At 71.4% G+C, this 20,258-nt stretch carries 18 protein-coding genes; 10 read left to right on the top strand and 8 right to left on the bottom strand.

The annotated features are described in order from the left end of the window. The first annotated feature begins 93 nt into the window (after nucleotides 1-93). Both IPH07_14475 and IPH07_14480 read left to right on the top strand, forming a co-directional pair. Nucleotides 94-639 (top strand): DUF2878 family protein, encoded by a 546-nt coding sequence (locus IPH07_14475; protein ID MBK6918597.1) that lies wholly within the window; start codon nucleotides 94-96, stop codon nucleotides 637-639. A 200-nt stretch (nucleotides 640-839) separates the two neighbouring features. Continuing rightward, nucleotides 840-1,241, top strand: coding sequence for a DUF2147 domain-containing protein (locus IPH07_14480; protein ID MBK6918598.1), 402 nt, complete (start codon nucleotides 840-842; stop codon nucleotides 1,239-1,241). A gap of 7 nt (nucleotides 1,242-1,248) precedes the next feature. On the opposite strand, the gene IPH07_14485 is transcribed toward IPH07_14480, so the two are convergent. From IPH07_14485 to IPH07_14500, 4 genes are read right to left on the bottom strand one after another with little or no spacing between them, the layout of a single operon-like run. Then, a complete protein-coding gene (locus tag IPH07_14485) occupies nucleotides 1,249-1,758 on the bottom strand; it encodes a hypothetical protein (GenBank protein MBK6918599.1) in 510 nt (169 codons plus the stop codon). Further along, nucleotides 1,755-2,603: a hypothetical protein gene (locus IPH07_14490; GenBank protein MBK6918600.1), complete on the bottom strand. Its 849-nt coding sequence runs from the start codon at nucleotides 2,601-2,603 to the stop codon at nucleotides 1,755-1,757. The genes IPH07_14485 and IPH07_14490 overlap by 4 nt, the downstream gene beginning before the upstream one ends. Then, entirely contained in the window at nucleotides 2,600-3,175 is a 576-nt protein-coding gene (locus IPH07_14495) for a sigma-70 family RNA polymerase sigma factor (protein ID MBK6918601.1), read from the bottom strand. The genes IPH07_14490 and IPH07_14495 overlap by 4 nt, the downstream gene beginning before the upstream one ends. 49 nt (nucleotides 3,176-3,224) lie before the next feature. Then, on the bottom strand, nucleotides 3,225-4,250 hold the full coding sequence (locus IPH07_14500) for a hypothetical protein (GenBank protein ID MBK6918602.1): 1,026 nt from the start codon (nucleotides 4,248-4,250) through the stop codon (nucleotides 3,225-3,227). A gap of 104 nt (nucleotides 4,251-4,354) precedes the next feature. Between IPH07_14500 and IPH07_14505 the strand changes: the two genes are divergently transcribed. Both IPH07_14505 and IPH07_14510 read left to right on the top strand, forming a co-directional pair. Then, entirely contained in the window at nucleotides 4,355-4,909 is a 555-nt protein-coding gene (locus tag IPH07_14505; GenBank protein MBK6918603.1) for a hypothetical protein, read from the top strand. Between the two features lie 212 nt (nucleotides 4,910-5,121). Next, on the top strand, nucleotides 5,122-7,044 hold the full coding sequence (locus IPH07_14510) for a DUF4215 domain-containing protein (protein MBK6918604.1): 1,923 nt from the start codon (nucleotides 5,122-5,124) through the stop codon (nucleotides 7,042-7,044). 15 nt (nucleotides 7,045-7,059) lie between these two features. Here IPH07_14510 and IPH07_14515 read toward each other — a convergent pair whose 3' ends face one another. Beyond that, complete coding sequence (locus IPH07_14515; protein MBK6918605.1) at nucleotides 7,060-10,068, bottom strand: DEAD/DEAH box helicase; 3,009 nt, start codon at nucleotides 10,066-10,068, stop codon at nucleotides 7,060-7,062. Between the two features lie 594 nt (nucleotides 10,069-10,662). On the opposite strand from IPH07_14515, the gene IPH07_14520 reads away from it, so the two are divergent. Next, on the top strand, nucleotides 10,663-11,397 hold the full coding sequence (locus tag IPH07_14520) for a hypothetical protein (protein MBK6918606.1): 735 nt from the start codon (nucleotides 10,663-10,665) through the stop codon (nucleotides 11,395-11,397). A 35-nt stretch (nucleotides 11,398-11,432) separates the two neighbouring features. Here the strand turns inward: IPH07_14520 and IPH07_14525 are convergent, their stop codons facing one another. From IPH07_14525 to IPH07_14535, 3 genes are read right to left on the bottom strand one after another with little or no spacing between them, the layout of a single operon-like run. After that, on the bottom strand, nucleotides 11,433-12,950 hold the full coding sequence (locus tag IPH07_14525; GenBank protein ID MBK6918607.1) for a hypothetical protein: 1,518 nt from the start codon (nucleotides 12,948-12,950) through the stop codon (nucleotides 11,433-11,435). 45 nt (nucleotides 12,951-12,995) lie between these two features. After that, complete coding sequence (locus IPH07_14530) at nucleotides 12,996-14,153, bottom strand: VWA domain-containing protein (GenBank protein ID MBK6918608.1); 1,158 nt, start codon at nucleotides 14,151-14,153, stop codon at nucleotides 12,996-12,998. A 53-nt stretch (nucleotides 14,154-14,206) separates the two neighbouring features. Beyond that, complete coding sequence (locus IPH07_14535; protein MBK6918609.1) at nucleotides 14,207-15,610, bottom strand: amino acid permease; 1,404 nt, start codon at nucleotides 15,608-15,610, stop codon at nucleotides 14,207-14,209. Nucleotides 15,611-16,029: 419 nt separating this feature from the next. On the opposite strand from IPH07_14535, the gene bamD reads away from it, so the two are divergent. The 5 genes from bamD to IPH07_14560 all read left to right on the top strand — a co-directional run bounded on the left by bamD (nucleotide 16,030) and on the right by IPH07_14560 (nucleotide 20,142). After that, a complete protein-coding gene (gene bamD / locus IPH07_14540) occupies nucleotides 16,030-17,184 on the top strand; it encodes an outer membrane protein assembly factor BamD (protein ID MBK6918610.1) in 1,155 nt (384 codons plus the stop codon). 46 nt (nucleotides 17,185-17,230) lie between these two features. After that, nucleotides 17,231-17,941 (top strand): tetratricopeptide repeat protein, encoded by a 711-nt coding sequence (locus tag IPH07_14545; GenBank protein ID MBK6918611.1) that lies wholly within the window; start codon nucleotides 17,231-17,233, stop codon nucleotides 17,939-17,941. Nucleotides 17,942-18,198: 257 nt separating this feature from the next. After that, complete coding sequence (locus tag IPH07_14550; GenBank protein ID MBK6918612.1) at nucleotides 18,199-18,858, top strand: MotA/TolQ/ExbB proton channel family protein; 660 nt, start codon at nucleotides 18,199-18,201, stop codon at nucleotides 18,856-18,858. 7 nt (nucleotides 18,859-18,865) lie between these two features. Beyond that, a complete protein-coding gene (locus tag IPH07_14555; GenBank protein ID MBK6918613.1) occupies nucleotides 18,866-19,291 on the top strand; it encodes a biopolymer transporter ExbD in 426 nt (141 codons plus the stop codon). After that, entirely contained in the window at nucleotides 19,291-20,142 is an 852-nt protein-coding gene (locus IPH07_14560) for a TonB family protein (protein ID MBK6918614.1), read from the top strand. The genes IPH07_14555 and IPH07_14560 overlap by 1 nt, the downstream gene beginning before the upstream one ends. Nucleotides 20,143-20,258 lie beyond the last annotated feature (116 nt).

Raw genomic sequence — 20,258 nt, forward strand, 5'->3', positions numbered from 1 at the left:
CCCTGGTCGACGCCCAACGCGAGGGCGTACCCTATCGCCGTCGACGATGCGCACCAACGTCCACTTGCCGGTGCCGCGCGACGAAGGCGCCCCTTGAACCCGACCGACTCCCGACTCTGGACGCCGCTACGCCTCACCCTCGCCTTCGTGCTCGGTGGCATCGGCGGCGCCGCGCTCGATCAGATCCACGTGCGCATGGGCGTGCTCTACTACCCGACGCCGCTGTGGTTCGATCAGGCGTGGTGGGTGGTGCCGCTGTTCGGCGCCGCGACGGTCGCGACCATCACCGGCGCGCGCATGTGGGTCGACGCCTCGCCGACCATGCGCGAGCACGAGCTGCTCGACGCCGGCAGCTGGTTCGTGGCCGCGTACTGGGCCAGCGGCCAGTGGCAGGCCCACCCCATCGGGCTGCTGGTCGCGTACGTGATCGCGTTCCTGGTTCGCACGCAACATCGCCCGACCTGGTGGTTCGCGCTCGCGCTGGCGGCGTGCGGGCTCGTGGTCGAGGCGACGATCTCCGCGACCGGCGCCTTCTCGTACATCCACCCGGACGTCTTCGGCCTGCCGTTGTGGCTGCCCGGGCTCTATCTGCACGCGGCGCCGTTCGGGCTGGCGGTCACCACCAAGCTGCGCCGCTGACGGCGAGCCAGCGGCCGATCGGACCCACGGCCGCGCGATCGAATTGCGTACGAACGTGGGCGATTCGCCCAATCCGCACCGCGTGTGCAGAAGTTGGTGAACCACGGCCCGACTCGCCTCACCATGCACGGGGAGCGACCAAGACGATGCAGCAGCCCAACCTGGTCACCAAACTGCGCGGCTTCGCCCTGGCCCTGGGCATGTTCGGTCTGCTCGCGGGCGCCAGCGGCGACCTCGAGGCCTCCGACACGCCCGTGGGCGTGTGGAAGACCATCGACGACGACACCGGCGAGGCCAAGTCGTTGGTCAAGATCTACGAGCGCGACGGCAAGCTCTACGGCCGCGTGACCAAGCTGTTCCAGAACCCCGATGCGGTCTGCACCGCGTGCGAGGGCGAGGACAAGGACGCACCGATCGTCGGCATGGTGATCATGTGGGGCCTCGAGCAGGACGACGACGAGTGGTCCGGCGGCAAGATCTTCGACCCCAAGAAGGGCAAGACCTACAACTGCAAGCTGTGGATCGAGGACGACGGCGACCTCAAGGTTCGCGGCTCCGTGGGTCCGTTCTACCGCACCCAGACGTGGCACCGGGTCAGCTGATCCAGAGCTAGCCGCCGCACGCCTGTTCGCACTCGGCCTCGCCGCAGCCGCCGAGATCGCAGCCCGAGCCCGGGTCGCCGCAGGTGTCGGCACAGGTCGCGGGCCCCAGGCCCCCGGCGGCGCAGGCCAGCAGGCACACGCAGGTCGCGAACGAGTCGCAGGCCGTCAGCGCGGCACAGCAACTGAGCTTCACGCAGCCGACACACACGGTGTCGTCGGCCGCGGGCACGCACGCATCGACCGGCCCGCCCATGCCGATCGACATGCACGCCTGCAGCAGATCGGTGCCGCCGCCATCGCTGCTCGAGCCGCCGTCGCTGCCGGGCGTACCGCTCGAACCGCTGCCCTCGTCGCCGGTGACCGCCGCCGTCCCGCTGCCGCCGTCGCTGCCCGCGACGGTGCCACCGGCATCACCGCTGCCGTCGCCACGCGTGCCGCCGTCGCTGCCGACCGATGCCGTGACGACACACGCCGTCGGGGCGAGCAACAGGCCGACCAGCGCCGCGCACGATCTCACGGCTGCTCGTCGGGGCAGCTCGGCAGTCGCGCCGCGAGCGGTGAGCCCGGGTGCTCGCGACGGAAACGCGAGGCCGCCGCCCGAGCGTCGCCGTGACGCCCCAGCTCGCACAGCGCCGACGCCACCAACAGGTCGCGCTCCTCGCCATACTCGCTGCTCGGGTGTGCGCGGCGATCGGCCTCGAGTCGCGCGAGCGCCCCCGCAGCGTCACCATCGCGCAGCGCGGTGCGAGCTTGCGCGAGCACCCGCACCTGCGCGAGCAGGTCGGCGGCGTCCGTCGCAGTCGGCGTGCTGACGCGGGCCGCAGCGCCACGCGGGCGCGCGCGGGTCCGCGGCAGCGGCGTCGCCTCGGCAACGCTCGGCGTTGCGCTCGGCACCGCGACGACGGCCGACGCCGTGGACGCCGACGCCTCGACGGCTGGCGACGCGATCGCGGGCACGCGCGGGCCCGTCGCTGCCGCTGCGTCGTGCGTCGCTTGGCGGCCGGCGTGCTCTTCGAGCGCACCGTCGTCTCCGCCATCGCCGTGCTGGTACGCCGCCTGAGGATCGACCGCCGTGGCCGCGGTCGCATCCCACAGGCCTGCGCGCGGCAGCCACAGCGCCACCGCGGCCGCGATGGCGGCGACCGTGCCCACGGCCGCAATCGCCAGCACCATCACCCGCCGCGGGCGCGCGGCCGATGGCGCGTCGAGCAACGGCAGCGGCGCCTCGCCGCGATCGATGCGCCGGAGGATCGACTGTAGCCGCAGCTCGGCGTCGCCGCTGACCTGCAGCGAGTCGACGTGCGCGCCATAGCCGGCGAGCAGCGCCTTGGCGGCGGGGCTGGGCTCGGGTGCGCGGCTCATGTCCGCACCTCGCGACGCGAGCGCGCCTCGTGGCGCGCGACGGCCTTCTCGAACTTGAGTCGCGCCGCCCGCAGGCGCGCGTACACGGTGTTGACGTTGAGCTCGAGCGCGTCGGCGACCTCGCCCGCGCTCATGCCCTCGAGCTCCGCGAGCAGGAACACCTCGCGCTTGTCCTCGTCGAGCTCGTCGAGGAACTGCCGCACCAGCTGGGCGGCCTCGAAGCGCTCGGGCGTGCCGGCGTCCTGGACCGACGCCGCCGTCTCGGCGCTCGGCACCACCCGCAATCGCTGGGCGCTGCGCTCGGCACCGCGACGGTACTGGCTCGCGACCCGTCGCGCGATGCCGTACAGCCAGTTGCGCACGGTGGTGCGGCCGTCGAACTCCGGCAGCCGCCGGTGCACGACGATGAAGACGTCCTGCACCGCGTCGTCGACCTGCGCCCGCGGCAAGCCCAGGTGGTAGAGCGAGCGCCACACGAAGCCCTGGTACTCGCGGTAGACCGCCGTCAACGTCCACCGGGGCTGGCCGGCAGCGTCGCTCACGAGCTCGAGCGGGGGTACGTGGGGGGTCAACGTCGGGCCTTCGATGTCTTGGGTGTTGGCCGACCGAGCCACCAACCCGTCAAGGAAAACGCAACTCGACCTGGATTGCACCCACGAACCCCAACACCCCCGTGCGGTGCGCCACACCGAGGCCATCGAGGCTGAACGCCGGACGCACGAACGGCGCCTGCAGGCGCAGCATCGGACCCACGGCGAACCAACGGCGGTCGCGCAGCGGTGCGAACATCAGGCCTGCTTCGAGCTGTGCGCCGCCCCACGCGATCCGCTGCGCGTTCGTGCGCGGCACACCGCGGCCGTCGCCCCGCATCGCGCCGCCGAAGAGCCCCGCGCACAGCGGCAGCTCGACCACGCGACCCGCGGTGGGCACGTAGCAGCCGCGGACGCCGACCCGGAACGCGCGCACGTCCACGCCCGCGTCGCCCTCGCCGAGTGTCGCCGGCCGTGCGAACCACTGCTCGAACGCGAGGTCGATCCGCGCGTGCAGCCACCGCACGCCGGCGCCGACCGCCAGCACTGCAGTCGGACCCGGCACCGCGCCGAGCCCCACGCCGGGTGCGACGTGGATCGTCGCGGCGGGCCTCGCCGCGACGCCACCCGACGCGGCCGGCCGTACCCGCGTGGACCGCTGGGCACGCGGCTCGGGCCGCGGGGTCGCGGCGGTCGAAGGGGTCGCCGCGGGCGCGGGCGCGGGCGCGGGCGCGGGCGCGGACGCAGGTGGCAACGGACTCGCCGAGGGATCCACCGCCACCGCCACCAACACCGCCGTGACCTCGGCCAGCTCCGCGCAATCGCGGCCGTCGATCACGCGCTCGCGGCTGCCGCTGTCGCTGGTGATCGACAGCTGCAGCTGCGGTGGTTCGTCGTCGGTCACGCGTGCAACCACGCGCACCGCTTCGTCACCCTCTCGCAGCGGGCGACCGATGATCTGCTCGACGCGGGAGCGCACCGCCGCCTCGTCGGGGCACACCGCGGGCGCCGTCCACTGCAGCGTCGCCGCGCCACCGTGCTCCGCGTCACCTTCCGCCGGCGCGTGCAGCCGCAGCGCAGCAGCGAGGGCTTCGGCAACGCGAACGCGGACGATCACCTGCGACCCACGATAGCACGCGATCACTTTTCGTCACGATGACCGCCACGGTCGCACCAATGTCCCGTTGCCAGCGACGAGCAACGTTCGCGAGCAGAGGCACCATGCGCATCCAATCCATCATTCGGCCCGCCATCCAACCCGTCACCGTCACCGTCGAGCGCCTCCCCTGCGTCCTGCGGACGCCCATCGTCGTCGCCGCGCTCGCGCTCGCGATCCCAGGCTGCGTGCAGGGTCGCGACGATCACGACGACGCCCGCGCCCGCGCCGGCCAGGCGTTGGTGCAGCAGTACGACGCCACCCAAGACGCCTTCGGTGATTGCGTCGATGCGCTCACGCAGTGTGTGCAGAACGCCGCCGACCTCGATGCGATCGAAGCCTGCGCGGGCGAGGTCGAGGCTTGCCTCGCGGCCGCCGAGCCCGAGATCGAGATCCCCGATCCCGAAGACCTCCCCGACCTGCCCGAGATCCCCGGCATCGATACCGCGTGCTTCGACGACGTGACCGATTGCATCGACGCCGATCCGACCGACCCCACCTGCCTCGACGGCATCGACGGCTGTGTGCAGGATCAGCTCGATGGTCTCTGCGAGACCGCGCAGATGCAGTGCGAGGCCCTCGGTGCGCCGCAGGACATCTGCGACGCACTCGGCTGCTGACGGCGACGCCGCGGCCACCCGCGCCGGACGACCCCCGACCGCCGCGGGCCGACCGCCGGCCGGGCTGGCCTGGCGTCGGTCCCGGGCGTGGCATGCGCACGGTTCTCGCCCCGACGCGCCGGCATGGCCTGACGAACGGCATTCCGGCCACGCGGGGCGAAATCTCGCCCAGCCCCGTGCCTCTTTCTAATGGTGATTTATATGTAATCTGAATGCCAGCTTTCAGAGTCGCTGTTCGAGGAGTCCTGGTCGCCTCGGTCGCCAACGCGGCCTGCACCGCGGCGGTCAGTCCCGAGGCCGACACCGACGCGTCGGGCGGCATCGGCATCTCGGTCAGCGGCAGCGACAGCGGCAGCGGCAGCGGTGAGACCGGCACCAGCTCCACCACCGACGAGGAGGAGACCGAAGGCGGTGACGTCTGCGGAGACGGTGCGCGTGGGGCCACCGAGGCGTGCGACGACGGCAACCTCGACGCGGGCGATGGTTGCGATGCGAGCTGCAGCGCCGAGGACGGCTTTCGCTGTCTCGTGCCGGGCCTGCCGTGCGTGCCGATCATCTGTGGCGACGGCAAGGTCGACTCGCCCGAGCTGTGCGACGACGGCAACGACGCACCTGGTGACGGCTGCGACGCGCAGTGTGGTCTCGAGGACGGTTACAGCTGCGTGCTGCCCGGCACCAAGTGCCAGGCCGCGATGTGTGGCGACGGCATCCTCGCGGGCTTCGAGGTCTGCGACGACGGCAACGCCGAACCGGGCGACGGCTGCAACGACGCCTGCAAGCTCGAAGCCGGCTTCTACTGCCCGACGCCGAACACCGCGTGTCTGCCGACCGAGTGCGGCGATGGCCAGGCCCAGGGCCTCGAGCACTGCGACGACGGCAACCTGCTGCCGTACGACGGCTGCAGCCCCGTGTGCACCAACGAGCCCAGCTGCGCCCACGGCGACTGCGAGGCCATCTGCGGCGACGGCATCATCCTCCCCGGCACCACCGAGGAGTGCGACGACGGCAACAACTTCGCCGGCGATGGTTGCTCCGAGACCTGCGAGGTCGAGCCCGGCTTCGCGTGCGAGCTGCAGGACGTCGCACTGCCCGACACGCTGCACCTGCCGATCCTGTTCCGCGACGTCCGCGGCTGGAATCACCCCGCCGATCCACGCCACATCGACTTCAACAACGGCAGCGGCTCCGGCATCACGTTCGACATGGTCGACCTGCTGCTCGCCGACGACGGCCGCCCGGTCGCCAACCCAGCGTTCGTGCCGAACAACGCCTCGTACCACACCGCCGAGTCGTTCTTCGAGTGGTACCGCGACACCCCCGGCACCAACCTCGCGGTGGTCGACTGGCTCGACCTGCCGCAGACACCCGCGGGCGCCTACGAGTTCGACTCCAATGCGTTCTTCCCGATCGACGATCGCGGCTGGGCCGACCCCGCGTCGACCGATCCAGAGATCCTCTACGAAGGCCACAACTTCAACTTCACCTCCGAGATCCGCTACTGGTTCGAGTTCTCCGGCACCGAGGAGCTGGCCTTCCGCGGTGACGACGACGTGTGGGTGTTCGTCGACGGGCACCTATGCCTCGACATCGGCGGCCTGCACGGGGCGGTCGGCGCGACCATGAGCCTGGCCGATCCCGCGGTCGAGCCCAACGTCACGCAGCAGGCCATCGTGCAGGCCTGCGTCGACGAGCTCGAGGTCGGCAAGGTCTACGAGGTCGCGGTGTTCCACGCCGAGCGCCACACGACCGCGTCGAACTTCCGGCTCACGCTGTCGGGCTTCGTGACGCAGACATCGAGCTGCGACTGGGTCTGCGGCGACGGCGTCGTCACGCCCTACGAGGTCTGCGACGACGGCACCGAGAACAACACCGGCGGCTTCGGCATGTGCAACGCCGACTGCCTCGGCGTCGGGCCCTACTGCGGCGACGGCGTCCTCGATCCCGCGCACGAGGAATGCGACCTGGGTGCGCTCAACGTCGGCAGCTACGACGGCTGCAACGCCGACTGCACCCTGGGCCCCAAGTGTGGCGATGGCGTGCGCGAGGAGGAGCACGAGGAGTGCGACGCCGGCGAGGCCAACGGCGTGAACGGCAGCGGCTGCGAGGACGACTGCACGCTGACGCCGATCGGGTAGCGCGGATCCGCGGCGCTACTCGGGCAGGTCGAGCTCACCCAACGGCGCGAGCAGGGCCGCGATGTCGCGTTCGTCGAGGCGATGGCCACCTTGCGTGCGTCGCTGCGCGCTCTCCTGGATGCCGCGACCGAGCGCGGCCTTGCGCTCCTGCAGCGCGACCATGCGCTCCTCGACGGTGCCTTCGCAGATGAGGCGATAGACCGTGACCGGCTTGTCCTGCCCGATGCGGTGCGCGCGATCGCTGGCCTGGGCCTCGACCGCCGGATTCCACCACGGGTCGTAGTGGATCACGGTGTCGGCTGCGGTGAGGTTCAGGCCGGTGCCGCCGGCCTTGAGCGAGACCAGCATCACCGCCACGTTGCCCTGCTGGAACTCGTCGACCACGCGCTGACGATCGCTGGTGCGCCCGGTGATCGTGCTCCAGCGGATTTCGAGGGCGTGGAGCTCCTTGCCGATGACCTCGAGCATGCTCGTGAACTGGCTGAACACCAGGGTCCGACGGCCCTCGGCGGCGAGCTGCTCGAGTAGGTCGAGCAGCAGCGTCAGCTTGCTGCCGCGGGTGATGGCCCGCGCCGCCGCGAGCTTGGTCAGCGGCGCGTGGCAGCACACCTGTCGCAGCTTGAGCAGCGCGTCGAGCACGACGATCTGGCTCTTGGCCAGCCCGCGGGCGACCAGCTCCTTGCGCACGCGCTCCTCCATCGTCAGCCGCACGGACTCGTAGAGATCACGCTCGCGATCGTCGAGCGCGGCGTACATCACGACCTCGGTCTTGGGCGGCAGCTCGGTCAGCACCTGCGTCTTCGTTCGGCGCAGCATGAACGGCGCGATGCGACGGCACAGTGCGTCGAAGCGTCCGACCTCGCCATCGCGCTCGATCGGGGTGCGATACCACTGCGTGAATTGTCGGCGGTTGCCGAGCAAGCCGGGGTTCACGAAGCTCGTCAGCGACCACAGCTCGCCGAGGTGGTTCTCCATCGGCGTACCGGTCATGGCCAGCCGCTGCTGCGCGTTCAGCTTCATCGCCGCCAGCGCGACCTTGGTGGTGGGGTTCTTGATCGCCTGCGCCTCGTCGAGCACGACCGTGTGCCAGCGCTGCTGCTGCAGCACCTCGTCGCGCTGCAACAACGCGTAGGTGGTCACCACCAACTGGTGCTCGCCGTTGGCCAGCGCGGCATGGCGATCACGGCCGTGGTAGACCAGCACGCGCAGTCCCGGCGTGAAGCGCTCGGCCTCACGGGCCCAGTTGCGCAGCACACTGCGGGGCACCACGACCAGCGCCGGCGCCTTCATGCGCCCGGCCTCGTGCTCGGCGAGCAGGTGGGTCAGGGCCTGTACGGTCTTGCCCAGGCCCATGTCGTCGGCCAGGATCCCGCCGAGGCCGGCCTCGCGCAGCCACTGCAGCCACTCGAAGCCGTGTCGCTGGTACTCGCGCAGCTCGGCGCGCAGCGCCGTCGGCAGCGCCACCGAAACCGGCCCCTCCCGCAGCCGCGCGACCGCTTGCTGGACCCGCGGCGACAGCTCCCAGGCCACGTCCGTCAGGGCATCGAGGCGCGCGGCGTCCAGGCTCGAAAGCCGCAGCTTGTCGCGCGGCGATCGGTCGTGGTCGTGCAGCTCGACCAACACGTCGACGATCGCCTGCAAGCGCGCGCCCTCGACCCGCACGCGGCGGCCATCCGCCAGCGGTAGCAGCACCGTGGCGTGCTCGACCTGCAGTCGCTCGCGGGTGATCCGCCCGTCGCGGATCGCCTCGACGACCGCGGGCAGGATGTTGATGCGCTCGCCGCCGACCAGCACGCCGAGCTCGAGGAACCACTCGCCGGCGTCGGCGTCTTCGGTCGCGCCGTACCAGCCGTCGATCTCGACCGCGGTCCACTCGAAGCTGTCTTCGACGGTGACGTCGAAGCCCTCCGCCCGCAGGCGCGGCACGGCATCGCGCGCGAAGGCGATCCACGCCTCCTGGTCGGCGACGGTGGCGGTGGCATCGACGCGCTCTGGCGCGCCCAGCTCGCGCAGACGGGCGATCGCGGCCCGCTCGAAGGCGTGGGCGCGCGGGCTCGGGTGCAGCGTGTCGCCGACCAGATGCATGACCTCGTCGCCGGGCTCGCCCGGTCGCACGCGGACACCACCGTAGGCGAACCATAGCTCCACCTGCGGCACGCGCCCGCCGAAGGCGTCGCGGCCCGTCAGCCGCACACTCGCGATCGGGACGATCGCCTCGGGTGCGCCACGGCGCAGCGGCAGCGGCAGCGGCAAGCCAGCACTCGTCAACGACGCCCGGACCTCGTCGGGCACTGCGCTCGACAGCGACGCGGGCACCGACAACGCCGTGGTGAGCTCGAGCGCCACCTCGTCGCCGATCTCCGAGCGCAGCAGCCCGAAGGTCCCGGTCTGCGTGTTGACGTAGTGCAGCGGCACCACCGGCAACACCGCCCACGGCGGCTCGCCGGGCAGCGGCGCCAACACCAGGTCTTGGCGCCCGTTGCTCGCCAGGCGCCACTGCGGATGCCCCGTGCGAGCCGGTCCGCGCATCAGCCGGGGGCCGCCGATGTCGTTGACATGGCAGCGCGCCACCTCGAAGAGCGTCGACAGCAGCGTGCCCGAGCCCGGCACCGGCGGCAGCAACACGGCCTCGGTCTCGCGCGGCGGTCCGAACACGCGGCGCTCGAGCGCGCGCGCGCCGTGCCATAGCGCGAGCACCTCGAGCCCGACCTCGGGCGGCAGCAGTCCGGGGCTCGCCGTCATCGCATCGAGGTGAGCGGGCCGCACGTGCTGGACGCGCCCACGCGCATCGAGACCGACGCGCAGCGCGGCGATCCGCACCACCGGGTGACGCCACAGCTCGGGCTCGACGCGACCACGCGCCTCGTCGATCGCGAGCGAGACCCCGAACGTGATCTCCGAGCTCGGCAGCAACGATGCCGTGTGCTCGTCACGCGCCTGCGCGAGCAGCCGCAGCCGCTCGCTACGCTCGCGAAGCTCACGATCGGCGACCGCCACCTCCGCGGCAGCGCCGCTGGGCGCCATGGTCGGCGCCGGCGGAGCCGGCCGCGTACTTGCGTGCGCACGCGTACCTGCGGAGTGGTCCGCGCCTCGTCGACCTCCGCGCATCGCGGCGAGCAGGGTACGCGCGTGGCGGCACGCGAGGCAACCTCTGGGTCGCCCGCCGGCTTGGTGTCACGGCGCGTCCACGTCGATCGGTCGCGGTGGCGAGGCCGGACGCCGCGATCGCGCGCCACGTCGCCGCGCGAGCTGCACCTGCGCTCGCGCGCGCCACCGACGTGCGGCACGACGATCGCGATCGATGACACCGACGTGCTCGCCGTGCTGCGCGAGGGACGACGCGTCTCGCACCGGTCGCTTTTCCCGCCGGCACCTCGGAGGTCACGCTGCTGCACGGTGGGCTGGACCTTCGGCATTGCCGGCGCGGTCGCGACGGTGATCGGTCTCGCGTTGCCCAGGCGCGTCGGCTCGAGCGGAGCGCGACCCATTGCCGTCGTCGGCTCGAAGAATGGGGCGCCAGCGCACCCTGCAATGCGCTATCCTACGGGCATGGTGGGTCGTCGTGGGGTATCGATGTTCGTGTGCGCCTGCCTGTGCGCCTGCGGACCATCCGTCGTGGTGGCCGACACGGACGGCACCGCCGACGGCAGCGGCGGCGACAGCCAGGCCAGCACCACGGCCAGCACCAGCGCGAGCACCAGCGCGGGCACCACGATCGACCCCAGCGACAGCGCCGACGCGAGCACGACGGGCGACACCGCCGGGAGCAGCAGCGGCGCAGGCAGCAGCAGCGGTGATCCGTTCGAGTGCAGCTGCCCCGAGAATGTCGTGATCGACTTCGAGACCCCGCTCGAGCGCGGCTTCACCCCCGCCGAGGCCGTGGCCGTCTTCGCCGGTCTCGATTTTCCCGGCTTCGTCTGGATCGCCCACGAGGGCGCGCCCGAGACCATCTTGCACCTCGACGTCAGCTACGAAGGCGGCGTCGTGCGCCAGGGCCCCGGTGGCGACGACGGCTGCGCCTTCCTCAGTGCCCCGTGCGACGACGGCGTGATCATGGACGTCGTCGTGCACCTCACCAGCGAGGATGGCTGGCTCGACTGGACCTTCGATGCCCGCATCGACGGCGTGATCGGCCAGAGCGTCCGGCTTTGGACGCCAGTGAACGTCGCGGTCGAGACCAACCTCGGCACCTTGAGCGAGCATCCGGCGTACATGGGCGACACGCCGGTGAGCCTCGACGGCTTGGTCATCGACGTCGCCCCCTACGGCCGGCCGGAGGCGGTGTGGTTGGCGCTGTACGGCGTCAACGCGGACATCGGCTACGTCGAGCTGGGCGGCGCCAACGCGCAGTAGCGGGCACCGACGGCAGCCCGCGCGGGCGTCTGTGGTCACGGTGCGAACGCGACCACGACACCCGCGTAGGGATCCGCATCGCGGGTGCGACCGGCGGCGACGATGAGGCCGGTGCCCTCCGCGACCTCGACGTGCGTGAGGTCGACGTCGAGATCGTCGACGACGGTGGTCCAGCGGGTGCCGCCTTCGGGGCTGAACTTGCGGACGACCGCGTGCGGGGTGCCGTCGTCGTCGGCCACGGTGCCGACCGCAACGATGTCGCCGAGCGCATCGATGGCGAGGTCGTGCCAGACGTGCGCGGTGGGCACGGAGTGCCACAGCGCGCCGCCCGTCGCATCGCGTTCCCACAGCGTCGTGCCGGTGTCATCGGCGGTGAGCTCGATCGAGGTGCCGCTGGGCGTGGCCGCGATCGCGGTGTAGCGCAGGGCCTCGTCGGGCGCGAGCGCCCACTGCTGCGCGCCGCCGCTGGCGAGTCGGCGCGCGAAGCCGTGATCGGCGGTGCGGACCCCCGCCATGGCGACGTCGCCGTCGGGCCACACCGTCACGTCGGTCGCCTGATAGGTCGAGCTGCCGGACCACAGCGGCACGCCGTCGTCGTCGAGCACCTCGATGGCGGTGGTGTACCCGACCCACCCGACCACCGCGCAGCCGAGACCGCCGGTGCAGTCGACCGCTCGCCACCACACGTTCTGCGTGGTCTCGCTGTCGGTCGAGACCCCGCCGGGGGTGTAGCGACGACGCCAGCCACCGCCATCGCCCTCGCCGACCACGAGGATGCCGCCGTCGCCCTGGATCGCGACGCCGTTGGGCGAAGTGTAGACGTCGCCGTAGTCGAGCACGTCGTCCCACCACGGCGAGCCGCTGGCGTCGAGCAGCGTGATGTGGCCGCGATCCTCGGTGGCACCGCCGCGTCGCCCCACGACCACCGAGCTGCCGTCGACGGCGACCGCGATCGCCGTCGTGTCCGAGAACTCGCCGTCGTCGGTGGCCAGCGAGTACGACCACCGCAGCTCGCCCGAGGGCCGACAATCGACGTTGCAGCCATCGGCGTCGGTGCGGTTGCCGTCGTCACATCCCTCGCCGTCCTGCGCGGTGCCATCGCCGCAGTGTTCACCGATGCCGCTGCAGTCGCTGGCACAGAAGCCGTAGACACCGTTGGCCTCGCCGGCGTCGCAGGCCTCTTCGGCGTCGACGTGACCATCGCCGCAGCGCGCGGCAATTTCCTGGCACCCCGGCATGCAGCCGCCGTAGCTGCCGTCGTTGATGGCATCGTCGCAGACCTCGCCGAGATCGATGGTGCCGTTGCCGCAGACGCTGCCGTCGGTGTCGGTCTCGCCGCCGCTGCTGTCGGCACCGGCGGTCGTGCCGGGCTCGTCGCCGGCTTCGGAGCCGGCCGCTCCGCCGCTGGTGGCCGATGGATCATCGGCGCCTTCGGTGTCGGCCCCCGAGCTGTCGGATGCGTCCGCCGCCGGGCCATCGATCTCCTGGCAGGCGCCCGCGAGCGCGAGCAGGGCGAGGCAACGGGGGTGGACGAGACGTGCGTGGTGTTGCATGTGCGCGCTCGGGTCGGCTGCCCGTCGCGCGCCGTTGCACGGAGGTCAACCGGCGGGCTCGAAGTTCATGCACGCGGCATCGATGCTGTCGGTCAGCGCGGCCTCGACGGTCGCCGGCACCGCGTTGCCGACCAGGCACAGGTCGGCGGCGTAGCCGTTGGTGTCCAGCAGATCGGCGAACGCGAACAACTTGGTGGCGTGGAAGACCCCGCAGTCGATGCCGTTGCAGCCGCAGCTGCCGGGCTGACCGCAGAAGTTCATGCCCGCGGCGACGCCGGGATCACCGGCGATGACGATCGCCGCGACCGCGCCGACCTGACCGCCCTTGACCTGAGAGGACAGCAGATCCTCCGCCTCCGGCGGGGTGTACTTCGGTGGGGTCGCGCAGCCGAGGCCGCAGGTGTTGCCGCCCTGCTGATCGTAGTCGCCGTAGTCGTCGACGTCGGTGAGCATGAGCAGCACCAGCAGCGCGTCGTCGCGAACGAAGCCGGTGGCGTCGCCGAGCAGGAGATCGGTGCCGCTGGTCAGCACGTGCTCGCAACCGATCGGGGGCTCACCGCCGACGGCCCCCACGGCGCCGTTGACCGCCAACGCCATCGCCATGTCGTCGAGCTCGGTGCTGTCGAACCACGGGTTGGGGCCGGCCCAGCCCGGTGGCACGTGGAAGCCGTTGTCGTCGTCGTCGGTCACGCCGATGCGGTAGTCGATGCCGCCACCGTTCAAGCCCTCGAGCGTGGTGATGATGCCGGTCACCGCGTTGGTGGCCGCCAGCGCCTGGCGCTCCTCGATCATCGAGCCCGAGCTGTCGAGCACGAACAGCATGTCGATCTTGCCGCAGCCGCTGATGGGGCCGGTCTCACCACCGCCGACGTCGAGCTTGGGACCACCGCCGCCACTGCTGTCGCCGGCGCTGGTGTCCGACTCGGTCATGCCGGTGATCGTGCTCGCCGCGGTCGCCGAGCTCCCGCTGCCCGCGCTCATGCCGGTGTCGCTGTCCGACGCGCTCGTGCCGTCGGTGCCGCCCGGCAGGACCTCGCAGCTTCCCGCCAAGCACGACAGGCCGACATCGCAGGCACCGCCCACGGTGCAGGCGCAGCCGTGACTGCCGATCGGGCACTCGTCGGCGCCGGTGTCACCACAGGCCCACGCACCGCCCAAGCCCAGCGCCGTACCCAAACCCCAAGCCGCCCACGCAAGTCGCATGGCCCCATCTTCGCCTGCGGCGGGCATCGGCCGCAAGCGACCCACGCGATGCTTCAGGGGTCGCCGACGCCCACACTGTGGGCATCGAGCTCGCCGCGCGGCTCGCTGCGGCTCGAGCTGGCGGCTTCGCGCGGACGCATGACGAAACGGTGGAAGAGGTAGGCGAGCGCGAACCAGCCCGCGCCCGCGAACACCGAGGGATCGAGCTTGCGTGCCAGCACCACCAGCACCACCAGGCTGAGCAGGATGTAGATCGCCGGCGCGATCGGATAGCCCCAGGTCCGGTAGGGCCGCGGCATGCCGGGCAGCTTGACCCGCAGCACGAAGACCGCGGCGACCGTGAGTGTGCCGGTGATGAGCATCGCCGCCGAGGCGTAGCCGATCAGCGCCTCGAAGCCGTGGGTGTAGATGAGCAGGAGCGTCCAGCCGGCTTGCATCCACAGCGCGACCGCAGGGGTGCCATGGCGCGGGCTGCAGGTGCCGGCGGCTGCGATGCAGTGGCCATCCTTCGCCATCGCGTAGGCGATGCGCGAGCCGGTCAGCACGGTGCCGTTGAGCGACCCGAGCATCGCCAGCAAGATCGCGATGGTCACGCCCCAGCGCCCCCACTCGCCAAAGATGACCGCGGCCGCCGCGGTACCGGCCTCACCGGTGTTGGCCAGCGCCGACATCGTGAACACCGCGAGGAAGCCCAGGCACAGCGCGACGTAGAGGACCGTCACCGCCATCGTGCCGCCGACCAGCGCGCGCGGTACGTTGCGCGACGGCGCGTCGATCTCGGCGCCGACGAAGATCGCCGCGTTCCAGCCCGAGAACGCGAAGTAGACCGGCAGGAACGCGGCCGCGAGCGCGGCCACGGGGGGCACGCGCAGGCCAGGCTCGGCGGTGGCGAGCGCACCGGCGTGGGTGCCCTGGTGCAGCATCACGAACACGGTGCCGAGCAACAACAACAACACCGGCGCGATCGTGACGACGATCTGCAGCCGGCCCGACACCACCACGCCGATGTGATTGACGACGGTCAGGCCGAGCACGAGCGTGGTGGCCCAGAACAGCGTGGGGTCGAGGCCGAGCTGCGCGGGCAGCTCGAAGTGACTGCCGAGGATCTGCGGCAGCTGGAAGGTCGCCGTGCCGACCGCCATCGCGGCCAGCGAGCCGGGAAACACCGCCAGCAGCTGCAGCCAGCCCGCGGCGAAGGCGAGGCCCGGGCCGTACGCGCGGCGCAGGTAGGGATAGTCGCCGCCGGCCCGCGGCATCATGGCGCCCAGCTCGGCGACCGACAGCGCGCCGCACAGGGCCGAGATCCCGCCGAGCAGCCACACCAACAGGAACGCAGCGGGCCGATCGACGTGGGAGGCCACCACTGGCGGCGCGATGAAAATCCCGATGCCCAGCATCGAGCCGGCCACGAGCGACATCGCGGCGACGGGTCCGAGGCGTTGGGGACGGTGCGACATCGCAGCGATCGCTCGCGAGCGGCCATCGATCGCCGCTCGGGTGGGGAAGGTACCGCGAAGCCGGGGTGCAGCCCCCGAAATCGACGAGAACGGCGGGCCTGCCCGTCGCGCGCGCGCGCACGAGCGCTGGGGATCGTCCCCCAAAGGTGCCGTGCGGGCCGCGGGGCATCGCGCGCGCCCGCACGACGTGCGGGCACCGATGGCACGGACGCGCGAGCCGGCGAGGTTGCTCCCTCGGTCGTCGATTTCGCGTCGGCACCACGACGACGCGCGCGCGCACGAGCCCGGCCCGCCGTCGTTGACACCCCCCGAGCGCGCGCCGTACCGTCCCGCCCGCACGCATGCCGACGCAATCCAACGCCGCGAGCCGTCGCCGCCCGCGTTGGGCGCGCCCCCCGGCGTGGGCACGCTGCGCGCTGGTGGCCCTGTGCATGGGCGCGGTCGCACCGGTCGGCTGCAAGACCGGCCCCGACCTCGCCGCCGACTACGCCCAGACCGCCGAGGAGAATTTCGCGCTCGCGCAGAACGAGTTCCTCGACCGCGACTGGGAAGAGGCGATCCAGTACGCCGACTTCGTGCGCATCCGGTTCCCGTTCTCGCGCTATGCGGTCGAGGCCGAGCTGCTCATCGCGCGGGCCGAGTTCGAGCAGAGCAACCACACCACCGCGATGGATGCGTTCAAGCAGTTCGCCAAGCTGCATCCGACCCACGAGCACGTGCGCAACGGCTGGGCCTCGTTCATGGCCGCGGCCTCGGCGTTCATGAACGCGCCGCAGAAGTTCTTCCTGCTGCCGCCCGACTACATGCGCGATCAGTCGCAGCTCGAGGAGGCGCTGATCGAGCTCGAGTACTACTTCGATCACTACGGCGGCACCGTCACCGAGCCGTACGCGGTCAAGCTCCGCGACGAGGTGCGACGGCGCCTGCTGCAGCACGAGCTCTACGTCGCCAACTTCTACCTGTCGCGGGACAAGCCCGAGGCCGCAATCGGTCGACTCGAGGCCGCCCACGCCACCTACCCCGGCATCGGCCTCGACGCCGAGGTGCTGTTCCTGCTCGGCGTCACCTACCTGCGCATGGACGAGATCGAGCTGGCGCGCTCGACCTTCACCGAGCTGCAATCGCAGCACCCCAAGCACCACCACGGCAAGCAGGCGCGCATCTACCTGCGATACATCCGCGACACCTTTGGCCCCGCCGATCCCTCGCGCAAGCGGCCCGATCGCTCGCCGCCCAAGCCCAAGAGCCCGCCCAAGCCCAAGAACCTCGAGAACCCGGTGCGACCCGAGCGGGCCCCACCGCAGCGCCCCGAGGGCACCATCGCGCCACCGCCGAGCTCGCCGTTCGGCCAAGGCGGCGGTGCGCAGCCCGAGGGCGGCGCCTCGCCCGAGGCGGGCGGCACGCCCGAGGCCGAGTCGCCCGAGGCCGAGTCGCCCGAGGCCGAGTCGCCCGAGGCCGAGTCGCCCGAGGCCGAGTCGGAATCGCCCGAGGCCCCCGCGACCCCACCCGGCGCACCCAGTGGCAAGTCGGCGTCGGCGGCGGGCACGACGGCATCGGGCGGTCGCGCCATCTAACGCGCCCGCTGTCGGCCAAGAAGCACTAAGGTTCAAAGAGGTCGCCATGGATCCGCTCATCAAGCATCACCTGGTCGTGGGCCGCGAGTACTACCTCACAGGCGAGTACGCCAAGGCCCGCGAGCACCTCGAGGCGGTGCTGCGCGTGCACGACGACTACGCCGACGTGCACAACATGATGGGCGTGATCCTGTACGAGGCCGGCAAGGCCTCGGAGGCGTGCGCGGCGTTCGAGCGCGCACTGGCGCTGAACCCCCGCTACACCGAGGCCGCGCTCAACCTCTCGGTCTGCTACAACGAGCTCGGTCGCTACGACGACGGGCGTCGGGTCTACGCGCAGGTCTACGGCACCGCCGATGCCGGCAGCCTCGACAAGCTCGACGCCTACGCGCGCGGCAAGATCGCGAACATGCACCGCGACATCGCCGACGCCTACGTCGGCGTCGGGCTGCTCGAGCACGCGGTGAAGGAGTACCGCAAGGCGCTCATGCTGTGCCCGACCTTCGTCGACATCCGCACCAAGCTCGCGACCGTGCTGCGCGACGCAGGTCGGATCGACGAGGCGCTCGACGAGCTCATTGCGATCCGCGAGAGCGCGCCGGACTACATCCAGGCCCGCGTCCAGCTCGGCATCACGCTGTGGCGCGCCAAGCGGATCGCCGAAGCGCGCGCGGAGTGGCAATTCGTGCTGGACCACGACCCCGACAACCGCAGCTGCCGCGTGTACCTCGGCATGACCGCCGATCCCCCGAGCTGACGGCCGCCGCCAGGCGTTCGACGCCGCGAGCATCGCCGCCAGGGCCACGCACGCGTCGCCCGCTCGACCCGCGCTCGGACCAACCTCGGACCACGACGCCCCTGGTGCACGGCCAACACACGGCCAACACACGGCCAACACACGGCCAACACACAGCCGGCACAGGGCCACCTGCGCGGCGACGGCGGCGCGAAAACCAAGGCGCTGGGCTGGTCGCTTCGCGGGCTTTCGGCTAACTTCCCCGGCAGCGGCCTGGCATGGATCTCACAGAGAAATTTCTACAGTTCGCCCTCGTGGGCGCCAACTGGGTGCTGTGGCTGCTCGTCGGCCTGAGCGTGGTGAGCGTGTACATCATGCTCGAGCGCTTCATCTTCTTCCGGCAGATCACCGGCGCCGACGCGGGCATCCGCCGCGGCCTGCTGACGGCGCTCGCCGACCACGACTTGGCGAAGGCGCGCAAGCTCGTCACCGGCGTCGCCGGCAGCGGCGCGCGCATGGTCGCCGAGATGCTCGAGAACAAGCCCCGCGGACACGCCGCGATGGAGGCCGCCATGAACGGCGTGCGCTCCGAGGAGAAGCTCCGGCTCGAGCGCAACCTCAGCTACCTCGGCACGCTCGGGGCGAACGCGCCGTTCATCGGCCTGTTCGGCACCGTGCTCGGCATCATCCGCGCCTTCCAGGACCTCGCGACCGCCGGGCTCAAGGCCGGCGGCGAGAGCAGCACGGCGGTGATGGCCGGCATCTCCGAGGCCTTGGTCGCGACCGCGGTCGGCCTGTTGGTCGCGATCCCGGCGGTGGTGGCCTACAACATCTTCCAGCGCCGGGTGAAGCGCACGCTCGGCGAGGCCGAGGCGATGGCCCAGGGCGCGCTCGGTCTCATGGTCGCGCCCGACGGCGCCGCGAAGTCGGAGGCGTGAGCTCGACATGGCCGGCGGATCGATCGACGACGACGACGAGATCACGGGCATCAACGTCACGCCGCTGGTCGACGTGACCCTGGTGCTGCTCATCATCTTCATGGTGACGACCAGCATCATCAGTAACGCCGAGGGCGTGCAGGTCGACAAGCCGGAGGCCTCGACCGGGGCCAAGCTCGACGACAGCAGCGTGATGATCGTCTGCGCCGCCGATGGCACCGTGCAGGTCGACGGCACCACCCTCAGCACCGACGCGCAGATCATCGACAAGCTCACCGACAAGCTGGTCGAGGACCGCGGCCTGCAAGGCATCGTGCAGTGCGACGAGGCGGCCCAGGTCGGGCAGCTGGTCCACCTCATCGATCTGATGCGCGATGCCGGCATCAAGAAATACGCGATCGCGACGAAGAAGCCCGAGAAGGCCGGCGGCTGATGCACCCCGTCGCGAGGGCGACGATCGAGTCGCGGGCCCGCGGGCTCGATCCCCTGATCGGCGTGCCGCTGGCGCTGCTGCTGCACGTCGCCGCGTTCTTCCTCGCCGCGAGCATCGAGCCCGACGAGCCCGAGCAGCTCGACCTGGTCGAGTTCGAGGTCGCGGAGCTGCCACCGGAGCCCGAGCCCGAGCCACCGAAGCCCGAGGTCGAGCCCGAGCCCGAGCCACCACCGGAGCCCGAGGTAAAGCCGCTGGAGCCCGAGGTGACGCCGCCGCCCGAGGTGAAGCCGAAGCCCAAGCCCAAGGCCAAGCCCGAGCCCACGCCGCCGCCGACCCCGGAGACGCCACCGCCGTCGGGCCCCCCCAAGCCGGCACGCCTCGAGCTCGATCTGCCGCTGACCCCGGGCGGCAACGGCCCCGTGACCGTGAAGCCCGGCACCGGCGGCGGAACCTCGGGCAGTGGCAACGGCACCCCCGGTGGCAACGGCACCAAGCCCGGCAGCGGCGGCACCGGCAGCTCCGGCAAGGGCACGGGCAACGCCGCCGGTCCACCGTGGCAGCCGAAGAATGATCTGTTCATCCGTCAGCAGCCGCGCGTCATCAAGGTGCCCGAGCTCGAGTGCCCCGCGGTCGCGCAGCGCCAGGTCTCGGGCACGGTCGTGCTGCTCGTGCAGGTGACGCGCGACGGCAAGGTGCGCTCCGCCAAGGTCACCAAGCCGATGGGCTCGGGCTGCGACGACATCGCGAAGAAGGCGCTCAAGCAATCGAAGTTCGCGCCGGCGGTCGGCACCGACGGACAGCCAGCGGACTACGAGCTGCGTTACGAGTACGTGTTCGAATTGCAGGACTGATCGACGTGAGTCTGCGCGAGCTCGTCTCGCGCGTAGCCTCCACCACGGACAGGACGAAGCGACGAGAGCCGATCGAGTTTTGCGCGCTCGATCCGTCGCGTGGTGGCTCGACGCCG

The sequence above is a fragment of the Deltaproteobacteria bacterium genome (assembly GCA_016709225.1).
In the GTDB taxonomy this organism is placed as follows: Bacteria; Myxococcota_A; Polyangia; order Nannocystales; family Nannocystaceae; genus Xiheibacterium; species Xiheibacterium phototrophicum.